The sequence below is a fragment of the Shewanella psychropiezotolerans genome (assembly GCF_007197555.1).
GTDB classification, from domain to species: domain Bacteria; phylum Pseudomonadota; class Gammaproteobacteria; order Enterobacterales; family Shewanellaceae; genus Shewanella; species Shewanella psychropiezotolerans.
Genome location: NZ_CP041614.1, coordinates 2,648,530 through 2,663,795, shown reverse-complemented (window position 1 = coordinate 2,663,795; position 15,266 = coordinate 2,648,530). Strand labels below are relative to the sequence as shown.

Sequence of the window (15,266 nt, the reverse complement as noted above, 5' to 3'; positions counted from 1 at the left end):
CTAGTCTCCAGGTGAATCTGTCATCAAACCAACCGAAGGAACGCCTGCACCTTGTAAGCTCACCATTAATTGGATCACTTTATCATAGGCGATACTTCTATCGGCTTTTACCACTACAGGGCGCTCGGGTTCCAATTGAATGATGGCGCCCACACGAATCGCGACCTCTTCAAGATCTAAGGGCTCCTTCGAACTTGAGCTGCCCACATCCAAAAAGTAATCCCCGTCGGCATCGATAGAGGCGACGATCGGCGGCTTACTGTCGGCGGGAAGCATCTCAGATGTCGCTTGAGGAAGATCCACTTTCACGCCTTGGGTGACAATTGGCGCCGTCACCATGAAGATGATCAACAATACCAACATCACATCGATATAAGGCACCACATTAATCTCGGCAACGGGGCGCCGGCGTTTTCGCTGATAGCCCTGCTGCATTAGCTTTCTTCCCTGTCACTGTATGCTTGACGATGCAAGATGCTGGAAAACTCCTCCATGAAATTCGCATAGGACATCTCAACACTATCCACCAGAGTCGTGAAGCGGTTATAGGCGATCACGGCTGGGATAGCGGCAAACAAACCCATAGCCGTGGCAATCAAGGCTTCAGCAATACCCGGAGCGACCATGGCAAGAGTGGCATTTTGCACCGCGCCCAGAGCGATAAAGGAGTTCATGATCCCCCAAACAGTGCCGAATAACCCAATATAGGGACTGGTAGACCCGATTGTGGCTAACAGAGGTAAATGGACTTCGAGCTTTTCCATCTCACGAGACAGAGATACGCGCATAGCGCGATAACTGCCGTCCATCACAGCCCCTGGAACCTTACTATTGAGCTTACTTAATCTCGCATATTCTTTAAAACCTGTATGGAACAGGGTTTCTAATCCGGTATTGCTATCTTGTCTGGCCGATAACTCTTTATAGAGTTTATTGAGATCCACTCCAGACCAAAACTTATCCTCAAACTTGAGGGCATTTTGCTTCGCAGCTTTCAATAAACGGTGACGTTGAATGATAACGGCCCAGGACATCACAGACAGCCCCAGCAAGGTGATCATCACAAATTTAACCAAGATACTGGCTTGTAAAAATAACCCTATAATTGAAATTTCAGCTTCCACCTTTAAACTCCTGAACTATATTTTTGGGGATGGCACGAGGTCGCATACGCGATAAAGAAATACAGGCGACTAAGACTTTAGCCTCACAATATATAACGCCTTGCTCGTCAATTAACTTCTGTTCAAACATCAAGGATGCTTTCTTCAAATCTATGACAACTGTTTCGACGATAAGGTTCTGCTCAAATCTTGCTGCACGGCAAAAATTTAATTCGGCCCTTTTAACCACAAAAGCAATATCATCGGCCAACAGAGCAGCCTGCTTGACCCCCATAGCCTTCAGCCACTCGGTACGAGCTCGCTCAAAAAAATTAAGATAATTTGAATGATAAACAACGCCACTTGCATCGGTATCTTCGTAATAGACAGAAATAGGCCAACGAAACATGAATTCTAAGCGCCAATCTTGAGATAAAATAGAGGCCTACTATACCTAGACCCAATGCAATTGTGAATGCTTGCCATGCTTAGAAGCGGGTGATAATCATAAAAAATTGTTAATAAAAAAGAGGAGCGAGGCTCCTCTTTTCTTCATCATTTCACGATTACATGATTATCAATTAACTTTTTCCGGTATTTTTAACCCGAAACTTTCAAATAGAAAGCTGTAGATATCGGCAAACTCATCGATCTTCATCGATGTTGGCTTACCCGCACCATGACCCGCCTTCGACTCGATACGCATGATGATTGGTGCATCTCCCTGTTGTTTCGCCTTCATCATGGCACCAAACTTAAAGCTATGCAGCGGTACCACTCTGTCGTCATGATCGGCTGTCATCACCATAGTCGCCGGATAGCTACGCTTGGTCACGTTATGATATGGGGAATAAGCCTGCAAGGCTGGAAACTGCTCGGCAACATCGGCACTGCCATATTCGCTGGTCCAGGCCCAGCCAATGGTGAACTTGTGGAACCTGAGCATGTCGAGCACACCAACTGCCGGTAACACGGCGGCAAACAACTCTGGACGCTGAGTCAGCGTCGCTCCCATCAATAAACCGCCGTTACTGCGGCCATAGGCCCCAAGCTTACTTTTATTGGTGTAGTTCTCATCGATTAAATATTCCGCCGCTGCATAATAGTCATCGAACACGTTCTGCTTCTTATCTAACATGCCTGCCTGATGCCAGCTCTCACCATACTCGGCGCCACCTCTTAAGTTGGGTACCGCATAAATCCCCCCATGTCCATCCAGGCTATATTGGCCGGACTGAATCTTGGTGTCAGCGAGATAGCAAAGCCGCCGTATGCGTATAGCAGTGTCGGGTTTGCGCCATTCTTCTGCATGCCTTTCTTGTATGAGATCATCATAGGTACGCGAGTACCATCTTTACTGGTATAAAAGACTTGCTCCGAAGTGTAATCTTCAGGCTTGAATGACACCTTTGGATCAGCGTAAATTGATGATTCACCCGTCTTGAAATCAAACCTGTACGTTGTCTTAGGTTGCACGTAGCTATTATAGACATAGTAAAAATAGTCTTTACTGCGCTTACCATAGGGACCGGCAACCTTGCCTTTACCAGGAAGAGTCACGTCTTGGCGCTTTACCCCATTCATGCTAAAAATTGATAGTTTACCGAGCACATCATGCAGATAACTCACGACCAAGTGATCGTTAATAATTGCAATATTGCTGATTGGATCACTCGACTCGGCAATGAGGGTTTGCCAATTGGCCTTATCACTGTGATTGACATCGATTGCGATCACTTTACCATTTGGTGCATCGAGATCTGTCTTAAAGTAGAACACCGACTTATCGTTGCCTAAGAAAATGTATTCGGCTTCTAGGTCCGTGATCAACTCCAGCATTTCAGCAGGCTTCTCCAGCGACTTATAGAAGAAACGATTACGCGTATCTGTGCCTTGGGAGATTGAAAGCAACAGATAGTCACCCGCTTCCGAGACTTCAATACCAAAACCCCAGTCTTTATTCTGTGGACGCTCATAGACGAGCTTATCGGTCAGCTGCTCTGTCCCTATCTGATGAAAATACACCTTCTGATTGAAGTTAACATCGGCCAGTAAGTTGCCACCTGCGGGTGCATCATATCGAGCGTAATACACACCGGTATTATCTTTGTTCCACACGGCTTCGGAGAATTTAATCCACTTTAGCTCGTCATCGAGTTTAGCTCCACTTTTGACATCGACAAATTGCCACTGCTGCCAATCAGAACCCGACTTAGACACGCCATAAGCTAACGTCTTGCCATCACCACTGACCGAGACACCCGATAAAGCCACAGTACCATCACTCGATAGCATGTTTGGATCCAATACGACTTTCTCAACCCCATTGGCAGCTTTAACATAAAGTACCGATTGAGCCTGCAGGCCGTCATTTTTATAGAAGAAGGTGTATTTACCATGCTCGAACGGCGCCGATACCTTCTGGTAATTCCACAACTCGGTGATACGGTCAACCACGGCTTGTTTGTTGTCGATGCCTGAGAGGTATGCTTTCCCTTCTGCTTGCTGCATCTTCACCCAAGCTTGAGTTCGCTCTGTGTCTTGTTCAAGAAATCGATAGGGATCTGCAACTTGCACACCGTGAATGGTTTCAATCGTACCGGCATCTATTGCGACCGAAGAAGATTTTTGCCCTGACTCTTGCTGCGCTGCCTGGCAGCCCATAAGCGCAAGAGCTAAACTCGCGATTAATAGGTGCTGCTTTCTCAATTTGCTTTTAAATATCATGTTTGCTGTCCTGCTGATATTGATGGTATTTCTTATTATGTTTCCCCTGAGCCTAGGCCCAGCATTGCAAGCCACTATACAAGTAATTATTTGCGAGGCAATCAAAGAATATTGACTGGCTAATGATTGCATCAATAGCCATATTAATAACCCTGTAACATGGATTAATTAAGTAGATGTTGAATTATGCAGTTAATTTGCTTAATCAAGCGGAAACCAGCTAAATTAGTGCATTTACGGACCTAGATCACATTTATACGCATTATATATTCTAATGCTAAACGGTATTTTTTCTAGTTTGTCAGTTCAGGTGCCTAAGCCTATACTTATCTCGTTTTCAGGAAGTATCTGTTTTACAGATATGAAAACAAGAACTCTTAATTCCCGTGTCTGACACGTGAATTTTATCCCTGGTTCTTATGCTTGACTTCCTTCCTTCAATTTGTTGATTGCAATATATTATTTGCGGCCCGCTTAAGTTATTAAGCGGGCTTTTTTTTACCTAAAATTCTCTAGCTCTCCACTGACTAGAATGTCAGCAACAAAAAGCCCAACTTCAAAGCTGGGCCTAATCACTAACACATAAAGGGTATGGCGTACCCTTTACTGAAATCCATCACATAGGTTTACTAATCCTAATGACAACCCGTCTGTTTCTGCCTCGTTCATCTATGGTTGAATTAGAGGCCACATGACGACGTTCCCCGTGACCAACCGTAGAGATACGATCTTGATTGATCCCCGCCGATAAGAAGAAGTTCTTCACCGAGTCCGCACGCTGCTCTGACACTTTCTGGTTGATTGAACGACCACCATAGCTATCCGTATAAGCATCGATCAATACCAGCTCTACTTCAGAGTCATAAGCGAGGTACTCTTGTACTTTGGCTATCTGTGCTTTAGAGAAGCGGGTTAACTCCGAACCACCCGACTCATAGGTTAATACAGTAAAAGCGATATCGTCGAAACTATAAGGCAATAACCCGGCAAGACAAGCCTTAAAATCTCTGTATTTACGATTAAAATTCACCGCAGAGAGGCCAACAGCGATTTTATTTGATTGGTTGTACCAATCGGCGTAGTAAAAGGTAGGTTCCATGCCGCGTTCAAGCTCGGCCAACATGGACCAGGCCGCATTACGTGGTACTTCGCCGCTGAAATACTTCTGATAGGTCAGCTCAGTGATCTCTTTAGAGAGAATCCCCGGTCTCCAAGCTGGTGCCATACTCATCAAGGTTGCTTGAGTGACTTGATCAGGTTTAACCCACATATCTAAACTGAAATTCAAATTATGGTTTTTACCTGCAGTGCTAGTAAACACCGCTTTGCCATAAGCGGGGATATCATGTTCGAGACGGCATATGATCGGCGTATTGCCACTCAGCTTCCACTGTGACTGATCGAGAGAGGCAACATAATGACGCAATTCTGCCGTCGCAAAAAAGGGCATACATAATGTCGACGCTATCAATACTCTAAGCCACATACCTGATACTCATATTAATTCTATTACTTAATGCTATCGGCACACTTTTACAGACCTTTAGCTTAAAAAATAGCCATTCAGACATGACAGCATTAAGTGCTTCCCTCATAATAGCGGCCTGATAACTATTTGGACACTTTCAATGAGCGAAATTTGCGACGCCAACAAATTAAATCACCGTTTTAGGGGCTATTTCCCTGTGGTCATCGATGTCGAGACTGCCGGCTTCAATTCCCAAACCGATGCGTTGCTTGAAATCGCCGTCACCATGCTGAAAATGGATGATGAAGGTATACTCAGTTTAGACAAGACTCTGCATTACCACATAGAACCGTTCGAAGGAGCGAATTTAGAACCTGATGCCCTCGCCTTCAATGGCATAGATCCAACGAACCCACTACGCGGAGCTGTCAGCGAGAAAGAAGCCTTCCTCGAGATCTTCAAAGAGGTCAAGAAGGCGCAGAAAGCCGTCGGCTGTCACAGAAGTATCATAGTCGCCCACAACGCCGCATTCGATCATGGCTTTGTATCCAAGGCGATTGAACGTTGCGCGCTTAAACGTACGCCTTTCCACCCTTTTGCCACCTTCGATACCGCCGCACTTTCAGGCTTAGCGCTGGGGCATACCGTGCTGGCCAAAGCCTGTTCAATTGCCGGCATCGATTTTGATAACAGCGAAGCCCACTCGGCGCTTTACGATACCGAGCGTACCGCAGAGCTATTTTGTCATATAGTCAACAAGTGGAAAGCCCTCGGCGGCTGGCCATTAGCGGTTAATCACGACCTTGATGCACCTGTTGAAACGGCGAGTCAAGCAAGCACGGATTAATAGGCTTAAATCTAGAGCCAAGCTAATCATTAACTAGACCCAATCTAGTATCAAGAAACGGCCTCATGGCCGTTTTTACTGGATAAAAGAGGATGGATTGCTATTCCTGATTGCCGCTCAGATTGCTTGTGACGATAATGAACAATGGAAGATGGGATTAAAGGCGCCGGGAGCGGAACAGAATGAGCAGTTTCTCCTCAATACCAAGCTCTGGTTATCGGGCATGATAAATAGTAAAGAATAAAACAGACATAAAAAAACCGCGATCATCGCGGTTTTATTAATGCTTTAGACTAACGATAATCAATTAAGATTATAGAGAATCTGCATTATCACTTAGGTAAGAAGCAACGCCTTCTGGGCTTGCGTCCATACCTTTGTCGCCTTTTTCCCAACCTGCAGGACAAACGTCACCGTGCTCTTCGTGGAACTGAAGTGCATCGATCATACGCAGCATTTCATCGACATTACGACCTAGTGGAAGATCGTTAACCACCTGGTGACGAACCATGCCTTCTTTGTCGATTAGGAAAGAACCACGGAAAGCAACACCAGCTTCTGGATGCTCAACGTCGTATGCCTTACAGATCTCATGCTTAACGTCAGCAACAAGAGTGTACTGAACTGGGCCAATGCCGCCTTCAGCAACTGGAGTGTTACGCCATGCGTTGTGAGTGAATTGTGAATCGATAGAAACACCAATCACTTCCACGCCACGCTTCTTGAACTCTTCAATGCGATGATCGAAAGCGATCAGCTCAGATGGGCATACGAAAGTGAAATCAAGTGGGTAGAAAAAAACTACCGTTGGCTTGCCTTTGATGGCTTCAGTTAGGTTGAAGCTATCGACGATTTCGCCGTTACCAAGTACAGCTGCAGCAGTAAAATCAGGTGCCTTACGGCCTACTAATACGCTCATTTTATATCTCCATCTATGGATTGAAAAACGCTTTTCGTTTTAAATCTTATGGCATTATAGGCAGTGTTTTCTCGCATACAAGCTTTTTGCGACGAATATCACCTTTATTAATTGAATCTTCATCTCTTCGTATATTAAGGCATCGTAATAAACTTATCGATACTGTGGTTATTTACAAAAATTAACTATTTATGTCCACATTGAGTTAACAAACCCTCAGTTTTAACAGATATATCCTCAGTCTACTGGACAAGGCAAGCCTAGCTAGGCAAGAATGTCTGCCCAACTAAAGATAAGAAAGAATTTATTGATATGAACGCAGTCGTCATCGCTGTTTGCCTCATGCTAGGCCTAAGTTTAGCTCGGGTAAATGTTGTAATCGCACTCACGGTAAGTGCACTGGTCGCAGGTCTGGTTGGGGGAATGAGTCTTCAACAATCGGTAGATGCATTTAACACCGGCTTAGGTGGTGGAGCACAGATTGCGTTAAGCTACGCACTTCTAGGCGCATTTGCCGTGGCTCTGTCACATTCAGGCTTAACCACGCTTATTTCCACAAAGGTCATTTCGTTACTAGGAAAAGAACAGAACAGCGCTAATATGAATCGCGTTCGTTGGACCCTGTTACTGGCTATCCTTGCCATGGCGGTTTCTTCCCAAAACCTGCTCCCAATCCACATCGCGTTTATCCCTATTCTTATTCCACCACTACTACATGTGATGTCTAAGCTAAAACTGGACAGACGTTTGGTGGCCTGTGTACTCACCTTTGGTTTAGTGACTACCTATATGATCTTGCCCATTGGCTTCGGCGGCATTTTCTTAAATGATATATTACTGGCCAACCTAAATAACAATAACCTCAACGCCGTACGCGAGCAGATCCCCACCGCCATGATGATCCCGGCAATGGGCATGATAACGGGTTTGCTTGTGGCAGTATTTATAAGCTACAGAAAGCCTCGCGAATATAAAGAAGAGCAGATCTTAGCCGCCGAGCCCGAAGAAACGGTGAGCGGTCGTAATATTGTCATCGCAGCCATTGCTATCGCCTCAACACTCGCGGTTCAATTAATTACCGGCTCAATGATTTTCGGTGCCTTGATTGGTTTTATTATCTTCAGCTTCTCTGGCGCACTCAAGCATGTCGCCGATCAGGATGTGTTTAACCAAGGCGTGCGCATGATGGCCAACATTGGCTTTATCATGATATCTGCTGCAGGGTTTGCCGCAGTAGTGAAAGCAACCGGCGATGTAAGCAGTTTAGTCGACTCACTGAGCAACATCATAGGCGACAATAAAGCTTTAGCCGCCTTCCTGATGTTACTCGTGGGCTTACTCATTACCATGGGTATAGGCTCATCTTTCTCTACTATTCCGATCATCGCCACCATCTATGTGCCATTGGCCATGAACTTTGGCTTCTCTGTCACCGCCACAATCGCACTTGTAGGCACTGCGGCAGCGCTGGGAGATGCCGGTTCACCAGCCTCGGACTCGACACTAGGTCCAACGGCAGGCTTAAACGCCGATGGACAGCACGACCATATAAAAGACAGTGTGATCCCAACGTTTATTCACTACAACATCCCATTGCTGGTGTTTGGCTGGATAGCAGCTATGGTGCTGTAGCAGAAAGATTCGAAGTTCGAAGTTCGAAGTTCGAAGTTCGAAGTTCGAAGTTCGAAGTTCGAAGTTCGAAGTTCGAAGTTCGAGCATTGAATCAAAATGAAAATTGAAAACAAAAAAGGAGCCATTCGGCTCCTTTTTCTATTTATAAACTAGAGATATAAACTAAGGGTTAGTTTAATTTAAGTTTATACATCAGTGCTTATGACTACCTTTATTGAGACTACTTAGTACCGAATATCTTATCACCCGCATCACCAAGACCAGGAAGAATATATCCCTGCTCGTTCAGGCAATCATCGATAGAAGCAGTGTAAAGCTCCACATCTGGGTGAGCCTTCGCTAATGCTGCAACCCCTTCAGGTGCAGCAACCAGTACCAAAGCTTTAATCGCGGTACAACCACGGTCTTTTAACAGATCGATAGTTGAGATCATTGAGCCACCCGTCGCAAGCATAGGGTCGACGACCAAGGCGATGCGTGAAGGCATATCACTGGCAAGCTTTTCAAAGTAAGGGACTGGCTGAAGCGTCTCTTCATCGCGGTACATACCAACAACTGAGATACGCGCACTCGGGATATTCTCCAGAACACCGTCCATCATACCAAGGCCGGCCCGAAGAATAGGCACAACCGTGACCTTCTTACCTTTAATCTGTTCAACTTCAACCGGACCATTCCAACCTTCGATAGTGACAGTTTCGGTATCAAAATCAGCAGTTGCTTCGTAGGTCAGTAGGCTACCCACTTCCGCAGCTAACTCACGGAAACGCTTAGTGCTAATATCGCCTTCGCGCATTAAGCCTATTTTATGACGAACTAATGGGTGTTTAACCTCGACAACTTTCATTTTTCTCTCCTGATTTTTAGCGTTGGTACAAGCAAATTAACGAGATTTTAGTTTATTTGTCCGCAATGGAAAACATAAAGTTTTAAAAACACGATAAATCGTGAGCTATGTCCGCTATAAATAGCCAAATCTTCGCTTTCGAGGCCTGTCACAAACTGGTAGAATGGCGCCGCATAAAATCCAATAATCATTCTGTACCCGAGAGGATCTTCGTGAGCACTCCTACACAGCTTAGCTATAAAGATGCAGGTGTCGATATCGACGCCGGAAATGCACTAGTTGATAATATTAAATCTGCCGTGAAACGCACCCACCGTCCAGAAGTTATGGGCAACTTAGGTGGATTCGGCGCTCTTTGTGAGCTTCCGACTAAGTACAAACACCCTGTGCTTGTTTCTGGTACCGATGGTGTTGGCACCAAGTTAAGATTGGCAATCGATTATAAGAAGCACGACACAGTCGGTATCGACCTTGTCGCTATGTGCTCTAACGATTTAATCGTTTCAGGCGCCGAGCCACTCTTCTTCCTCGATTACTATGCGACAGGCAAGCTTGATGTTGATGCCGCAACTGCAGTCGTTAAAGGTATTGCCGAAGGTTGTGTACAGTCAGGCTGTGCACTTATCGGTGGTGAAACAGCCGAGATGCCAGGCATGTATGAAGGCGATGATTATGATCTAGCCGGCTTCTGTGTCGGTGTCGTAGAGAAAGCTGACATCATCGACGGCACTAAAGTCGTTGCTGGTGACTCACTTATCGCACTAGCGTCAAGTGGTCCTCACTCAAACGGATTCTCATTGATCCGTAAGGTACTCGAAGTCAGCAAGGCTAACCCTGAAGATGATTTCGAAGGCAAGCCACTGATTGACCATCTGCTTGAGCCGACTAAAATTTATGTGAAGTCGCTGCTTAAGTTACTCGAACAAACTGAAGTGCACGCTATGGCTCACATTACTGGTGGCGGATTCTGGGAAAACATCCCACGCGTTCTTCCTGATGACTGTAAAGCCGTTGTTAAAGGTGATTCATGGCAGTGGCCAAGCATCTTCAACTGGTTGATGGAAAACGGTAACATTGCCGAATTTGAAATGTACCGTACATTCAACTGTGGCGTAGGCATGGTTGTCGCGCTACCGTCAGATAAAGTCGATGCTGCACTGAAGCTGCTTAACGCCGAAGGCGAGAAAGCTTGGCTTATCGGTGACATTGCTAAGCGCAATGGCGACGAAGAGCAAGTGGAGATCCTGTAATGTCCTCAAACTGTCGCGTTTTAGTATTAATCTCAGGAAATGGTAGCAACTTGCAGGCGATCATCGATGATTGTGATGATCACCTCGAAGCTGAAATCGTCGGTGTGATCAGTAACAAGCCCGATGCTTACGGTTTTATCCGTGCTCACCAAAGCGAGATTGACACTAGCTGTGTGATTGTTCGAAAGGATGAAGCAAGATCCGAATATGATGCCCGCTTAAAGCTTGCCATAGACAGATATCAACCAGATCTGATTGTCTTAGCCGGCTTTATGCGGATATTGAGCGATGAATTTGTACAAGGTTTCGAAGGACGAATGATCAATATTCACCCTTCTCTCCTCCCTAAGTACACAGGGCTTAATACCCATCAGCGTGCTATCGATGCTAAAGACACCGAACATGGCGCCAGCGTACACTTCGTGACGCCGGAGCTAGACTCGGGTCCTGTCATACTGCAGGCTAAAGTGCCTGTCTATGATGAAGATACCGCCGATACCTTAGCTGAGAAAGTTCATCAGCAAGAGCATGCCATCTATCCTATGGTCGTAAAATGGTTTAGCCAGAATCGACTCGAGATGAAAGATGGTCAGGCGTTCCTCGATGGTAAAGCACTCGAAGACATGGGCTACGCTGCGGACTAATAAGCTTCCACAGGCAAGTCGATAATTTAAAGGCGTTGAATTTAATTCAGCGCCTTTTTTGGGGCTCTGTCCCGTCCCGACTATACCAATTGGTATTGAGTTGAACGTTTTGAAGTAAACCTAGTGATCTACTTAGCTGATTACATTAGCTTTCAGCTTTCAGTGACCCATCATTACCAATAGATCCATGCATATATTGATGTTAATGTTACCTGTAACATTAGAGTGAGAATATGTATGAGCGCAGCACAAAAAACCAGACCAACCCTTCAGGATATCGCCGACAGAATTGGCATCACTAAAATGACGGTTTCACGCTACCTGCGAGATCCTAGTTCTGTTGCGCCAAGCACTCGGGATAAAATTGCCAAGGAGATAGAAGCTACAGGTTATATCCAAAATCGCGCTCCCACCATGTTGTCAAAGTCGTCGAGTAAGGCCATAGGCATCTTACTGCCTTCACTATCGAATCAAGTTTTCGCGCGTTTTACGCAAGGCATAGAAGAGATCACTAAAGCCCATGGCTATGAAACGCTTATCGCCCACTTTGGTTACAGTGAATTAGAAGAAGAGACTAAGGTCGCATCCCTGCTCTCTTATCAAGTCGATGGGCTCATACTCACGGAAACCTCACACACAAAGCGCACCTTACAGATGATACGTACAGCAAGCATTCCTGTAGTTGAAGCCATGGAGTTACCTCAAAATCCGATTGATATGGCTGTTGGTTTAGACCATCAAGGGGCTGCGTATAAGGTTGTCACCCAGATGCTCAACTCTGGTAAGAAACAGATAGCCTACTTCGGTGCACGTCTGGACAGCCGGACCAAACTCAGAATGCAAGGTTACACACAAGCTGTAGAGGCTCAGGGTCATAAACCCATTTATGTACTAACAGAAGAACACTCAAGCTTCTCAATCGGCGCAAGCCTACTCGAACAAGCACTCAAGCAATACAAAATCCTCGATGGGGCCTTTTGTACCAATGATGATATCGCCGTCGGCATCATGATGGCCGCGCAACAAAAAGGCATCGAGGTGCCAAAGCAGTTAAGCATAGTAGGCAATAACGCCTTAGACATAGGGACTGTTATGAGCCCAGCGCTCACCAGTATCGACTCCCCCGATATGAAATTGGCAAAAAAAGTGCCGAGCTGATTATCAATGCTTTAACTGGTGACAGTTGTGAGCAGAAGGTATTCGACTTGGGCTATAGCATTTCTGCAGGCTCAAGCCTGTAATACTCCATCTAAATGCTACAGGTATCATCAGCGTCTTACCCAGATGTAGAGCAAGCTGCAAATGAAGCTTGATCACATTTTTATTTGATTCATTTGGCTGTTTTGTTGTTGGGTAGTTTTGAAGGTCATACTTTCGTGGTTATCTATCGCCCGCCCGGCGAAGCATGTGCATAACTTCTGCGAAACGCTGTAAAGCACATCAGACTGCCAGACGGTGGGAGTGCCGAAAACGCCATAGGATTAAGGTTCATACACAAAAATCCTATCGGATTTAGCCCTCAAAATCGAATCTAGCCGCGTTTTCTGCTCTGCATCATTTTGTCGATGAGTTTTTTTACATAGGTGAGCGATTTTATTGAGATGATTTAATTGACAATATCTAAAGTTGATTGAAAACAAACCAGTAAGATGGGATGTTTATATTAAATTAGCTCAAAAAGAGGACGCGATAGATAAAGCTACACTGCTGTGGCCTGAATCTCGAAAACGGCAATTAGTTGGTCAAGTCATTATTGGTGGGGCACGGGATAATGAGGCTAAAACTCAACAATGTGACAAGAGTATTTTTAACCCGTTATTACAGCCTAAAGGAATTGCACCATGAGCAGACCCAAAATTAAATGCCAGAACTCCCACTTATGTGGAATCTTTTATTAGGCGATTATGATTGCAACCTAAATGTCTGAGGAAAAGTAGATATTGACGCTTGCCGCTAACAATCTGATAAGTCGCTGCAAATGGAATCTATCTCAACGTAGCAATACTCTCTCATCATGGTCAGTCTCATTGGGTAAGTCGTTCTGAATAATCATCATCGTTTTAATCTTGCTTGAGATCTCTCTTGGATACCTTGTTATCACTGGATTTCGTGTTTTTCATTTATAACTAGCTGTCCAAATGGGTAGCTACACTAATGGTGCCTTTTATGGTTAACTTGTTAGGTTATTCCGGTGGTATAAGGTGAATGACTGTCTAAGTTGTTGGTTCTGACTCACGTCCTATGGGACAAAGTATCGTCAGTCTAATGTTAGCCGCTCTCGGGATTATTGATAAGTGAGAGCACGAAGAGTACATCTTTTAATTACAGCAGAGAGTATGCAGATCAAATCTGAAGTTAAGGAAAAACCTAAGCCTAAGTCTAAGCCAAAATCTAAGACTAAAATAAAGCAGCGCATGGTGCGTCATAGCATAGAGGTACACATAGAACGGCGTGAATTGAGCGCAGCATTAGGTCTCGAAGAGGAAGAGGTTACCTCTTTGCTTAATCATGACGATAATTGAGAGACCCATGAAGTATTGTCAATATTGCTTTCTTATCAATAAGCCACATTGTGTAAATATCTGCGTATTGAGTCTCGACCCTAGCCGTTATGTTTTCTCTCAGCTTAGAGAATATTGGTATCTCACCCATCCAGAGTATTACGATCCAATTGCAATAATCAGTGAACAGGAAAAAGAGACCATCACCTTTTTTAAACAATTGCTTGAACAGTTAAAAAGCGAAGAAGTTAAGTTAAGTTAAGTTAAGAATAAGTCATCTTCAATGGGCTGTGTCGTTCAGCATCAAAGACAAGCCCCTCCAAATGCCTAATTGGCAGTGCCGTGGGCGTGGTACAACAGGTGTCATTTATGGACGTCGACTCCACCAAGGCATTATCCCCGACTCATCAAATGCTTATTGATGAGGCTCATAGCAGCTAAAAGCGGTTGTATTACCTATCATTCGGACTTAACGCAAGATCATATTACTAACAAAACGTGTAAGGGGATTCGTTACGCGCGGCATTTTTAGTTTGCAGTAAGTTTCGTGTTTAAGGCACATTGCCGAGACCTAGGGTTACTCGCAACTTATCTCGGCATAATTGTCCATACTTACAATCTGTAGATTTAATAATTTAGGATTTAACAACTTATAACTCAATGATTTTACACTTACAAATCAAATGATTACCAACAATCGAACAAGTTGAAGAAACAGATAATCAGGTGCGAACCCGACTGTGTCCTTCGGCAACAAAAAAACGGTCATAACTCAGAGCTTAACTGAAAGTGAGCTAATCAGCCCCGCTTGTTTCAGCGCTATCATTGAGCGACTGATAACCTCTTCTTGGGAGCCATCAATATTTACCACCATCACTTTCGATTCTAACTGCGGATCTTCTAATGTGTTGAACTGACTTTTAACCATACTCTCTTTCATGAAATGTCCCTTTCGCTGGCGCATTCGATCTAAGATCAACGCCATATCACCGTATAAATGCACAAAGTACACATTTTTATTGCCATCACGAATGAGATCGCGATAACTTTTCTTCAATGCAGAGCAGACTATTATCCCGGTTTCGTTCTTGGTTTCTATGCTGTAAGCCGCATCCCTGATCCTTTCCAGCCAGGGGCCTCTATCTTGATCATTTAACGGCTTACCCTTTGCCATCTTGATGATATTTGCCTTGGGATGCAGATCGTCACCATCAATAAACTTTGCGCCTATCATCTCGGCAAGTTGACTTCCCACTGTGCTTTTTCCGCAACCACAAACACCCATAACGATAATACTTTTACCAAGCATATAACTTCCTCTACCTTCA

The 15,266-nt window shown here is 44.7% G+C and carries 15 protein-coding genes and 1 pseudogene; 8 read left to right on the top strand and 8 right to left on the bottom strand.

The genetic code is table 11. From position 1 onward, the window contains the following. The 5 genes and pseudogenes from tolR to FM037_RS11815 all read right to left on the bottom strand — a co-directional run bounded on the left by tolR (position 1) and on the right by FM037_RS11815 (position 5,316). Positions 1-435, bottom strand: a complete 435-nt coding sequence (tolR, locus tag FM037_RS11835; protein ID WP_144046175.1) for a protein TolR — start codon at positions 433-435, stop codon at positions 1-3. Then, a complete protein-coding gene (gene tolQ / locus FM037_RS11830; protein WP_144046174.1) occupies positions 435-1,124 on the bottom strand; it encodes a protein TolQ in 690 nt (229 codons plus the stop codon). The genes tolR and tolQ overlap by 1 nt, the downstream gene beginning before the upstream one ends. Beyond that, the gene (gene ybgC / locus FM037_RS11825) at positions 1,114-1,512 is read right to left on the bottom strand and encodes a tol-pal system-associated acyl-CoA thioesterase (RefSeq protein WP_144046173.1); all 399 of its coding nucleotides are present in this window, start codon (positions 1,510-1,512) and stop codon (positions 1,114-1,116) included. Before ybgC ends, tolQ begins: the two co-directional genes overlap by 11 nt. Positions 1,513-1,680: 168 nt before the next feature. After that, positions 1,681-3,830: pseudogene (locus FM037_RS11820) on the bottom strand (prolyl oligopeptidase family serine peptidase). A gap of 616 nt (positions 3,831-4,446) precedes the next feature. Beyond that, complete coding sequence (locus FM037_RS11815) at positions 4,447-5,316, bottom strand: flagellar protein MotY (protein ID WP_144046172.1); 870 nt, start codon at positions 5,314-5,316, stop codon at positions 4,447-4,449. Between the two features lie 142 nt (positions 5,317-5,458). On the opposite strand from FM037_RS11815, the gene rnt reads away from it, so the two are divergent. Both rnt and FM037_RS28545 read left to right on the top strand, forming a co-directional pair. Continuing rightward, positions 5,459-6,145 (top strand): ribonuclease T, encoded by a 687-nt coding sequence (rnt, locus tag FM037_RS11810; RefSeq protein WP_144046171.1) that lies wholly within the window; start codon positions 5,459-5,461, stop codon positions 6,143-6,145. Between the two features lie 97 nt (positions 6,146-6,242). After that, entirely contained in the window at positions 6,243-6,389 is a 147-nt protein-coding gene (locus FM037_RS28545) for a hypothetical protein (protein ID WP_185977016.1), read from the top strand. Positions 6,390-6,458: 69 nt separating this feature from the next. Here FM037_RS28545 and FM037_RS11805 read toward each other — a convergent pair whose 3' ends face one another. Beyond that, positions 6,459-7,064, bottom strand: coding sequence for a peroxiredoxin C (locus FM037_RS11805; protein WP_144046170.1), 606 nt, complete (start codon positions 7,062-7,064; stop codon positions 6,459-6,461). A gap of 312 nt (positions 7,065-7,376) precedes the next feature. Here FM037_RS11805 and FM037_RS11800 point away from each other — a divergent pair, with 312 nt between their 5' ends. Continuing rightward, on the top strand, positions 7,377-8,696 hold the full coding sequence (locus FM037_RS11800) for a Na+/H+ antiporter family protein (protein ID WP_144046169.1): 1,320 nt from the start codon (positions 7,377-7,379) through the stop codon (positions 8,694-8,696). A gap of 220 nt (positions 8,697-8,916) precedes the next feature. Here the strand turns inward: FM037_RS11800 and upp are convergent, their stop codons facing one another. Then, a complete protein-coding gene (upp, locus tag FM037_RS11795) occupies positions 8,917-9,543 on the bottom strand; it encodes a uracil phosphoribosyltransferase (protein ID WP_144046168.1) in 627 nt (208 codons plus the stop codon). A 212-nt stretch (positions 9,544-9,755) separates the two neighbouring features. On the opposite strand from upp, the gene purM reads away from it, so the two are divergent. The 5 genes from purM to FM037_RS11770 all read left to right on the top strand — a co-directional run bounded on the left by purM (position 9,756) and on the right by FM037_RS11770 (position 14,200). Next, positions 9,756-10,793 carry a phosphoribosylformylglycinamidine cyclo-ligase gene (gene purM, locus FM037_RS11790; protein WP_144046167.1) on the top strand — a complete coding sequence of 346 codons (1,038 nt, stop codon included), beginning with the start codon at positions 9,756-9,758 and terminating at the stop codon, positions 10,791-10,793. Continuing rightward, entirely contained in the window at positions 10,793-11,437 is a 645-nt protein-coding gene (gene purN / locus FM037_RS11785; protein ID WP_144046166.1) for a phosphoribosylglycinamide formyltransferase, read from the top strand. The genes purM and purN overlap by 1 nt, the downstream gene beginning before the upstream one ends. A gap of 237 nt (positions 11,438-11,674) precedes the next feature. Next, positions 11,675-12,595 (top strand): substrate-binding domain-containing protein, encoded by a 921-nt coding sequence (locus FM037_RS11780; protein WP_229381164.1) that lies wholly within the window; start codon positions 11,675-11,677, stop codon positions 12,593-12,595. Between the two features lie 1,178 nt (positions 12,596-13,773). Then, entirely contained in the window at positions 13,774-13,959 is a 186-nt protein-coding gene (locus FM037_RS11775; RefSeq protein ID WP_144046165.1) for a hypothetical protein, read from the top strand. A 7-nt stretch (positions 13,960-13,966) separates the two neighbouring features. Further along, complete coding sequence (locus FM037_RS11770) at positions 13,967-14,200, top strand: hypothetical protein (protein WP_144046164.1); 234 nt, start codon at positions 13,967-13,969, stop codon at positions 14,198-14,200. 510 nt (positions 14,201-14,710) lie between these two features. Here FM037_RS11770 and FM037_RS11765 read toward each other — a convergent pair. After that, a complete protein-coding gene (locus FM037_RS11765; protein WP_144046163.1) occupies positions 14,711-15,247 on the bottom strand; it encodes a gluconokinase in 537 nt (178 codons plus the stop codon). Positions 15,248-15,266 lie beyond the last annotated feature (19 nt).

What these genes read in the sequence shown, in the direction of transcription:
- FM037_RS11775 (WP_144046165.1), top strand. Translation starts at nt 13,774, where the DNA reads ATGCAGATCAAATCTGAAGTTAAGGAAAAACCTAAGCCTAAGTCTAAG.
- FM037_RS11765 (WP_144046163.1), bottom strand. Translation starts at nt 15,247, where the DNA reads ATGCTTGGTAAAAGTATTATCGTTATGGGTGTTTGTGGTTGCGGAAAA.
- ybgC (WP_144046173.1), bottom strand. Translation starts at nt 1,512, where the DNA reads ATGTTTCGTTGGCCTATTTCTGTCTATTACGAAGATACCGATGCAAGT.
- FM037_RS11770 (WP_144046164.1), top strand. Translation starts at nt 13,967, where the DNA reads ATGAAGTATTGTCAATATTGCTTTCTTATCAATAAGCCACATTGTGTA.
- tolR (WP_144046175.1), bottom strand. Translation starts at nt 435, where the DNA reads ATGCAGCAGGGCTATCAGCGAAAACGCCGGCGCCCCGTTGCCGAGATT.
- FM037_RS11815 (WP_144046172.1), bottom strand. Translation starts at nt 5,316, where the DNA reads ATGTGGCTTAGAGTATTGATAGCGTCGACATTATGTATGCCCTTTTTT.
- upp (WP_144046168.1), bottom strand. Translation starts at nt 9,543, where the DNA reads ATGAAAGTTGTCGAGGTTAAACACCCATTAGTTCGTCATAAAATAGGC.
- rnt (WP_144046171.1), top strand. Translation starts at nt 5,459, where the DNA reads ATGAGCGAAATTTGCGACGCCAACAAATTAAATCACCGTTTTAGGGGC.
- FM037_RS11800 (WP_144046169.1), top strand. Translation starts at nt 7,377, where the DNA reads ATGAACGCAGTCGTCATCGCTGTTTGCCTCATGCTAGGCCTAAGTTTA.
- purN (WP_144046166.1), top strand. Translation starts at nt 10,793, where the DNA reads ATGTCCTCAAACTGTCGCGTTTTAGTATTAATCTCAGGAAATGGTAGC.
- FM037_RS11780 (WP_229381164.1), top strand. Translation starts at nt 11,675, where the DNA reads ATGAGCGCAGCACAAAAAACCAGACCAACCCTTCAGGATATCGCCGAC.
- FM037_RS11805 (WP_144046170.1), bottom strand. Translation starts at nt 7,064, where the DNA reads ATGAGCGTATTAGTAGGCCGTAAGGCACCTGATTTTACTGCTGCAGCT.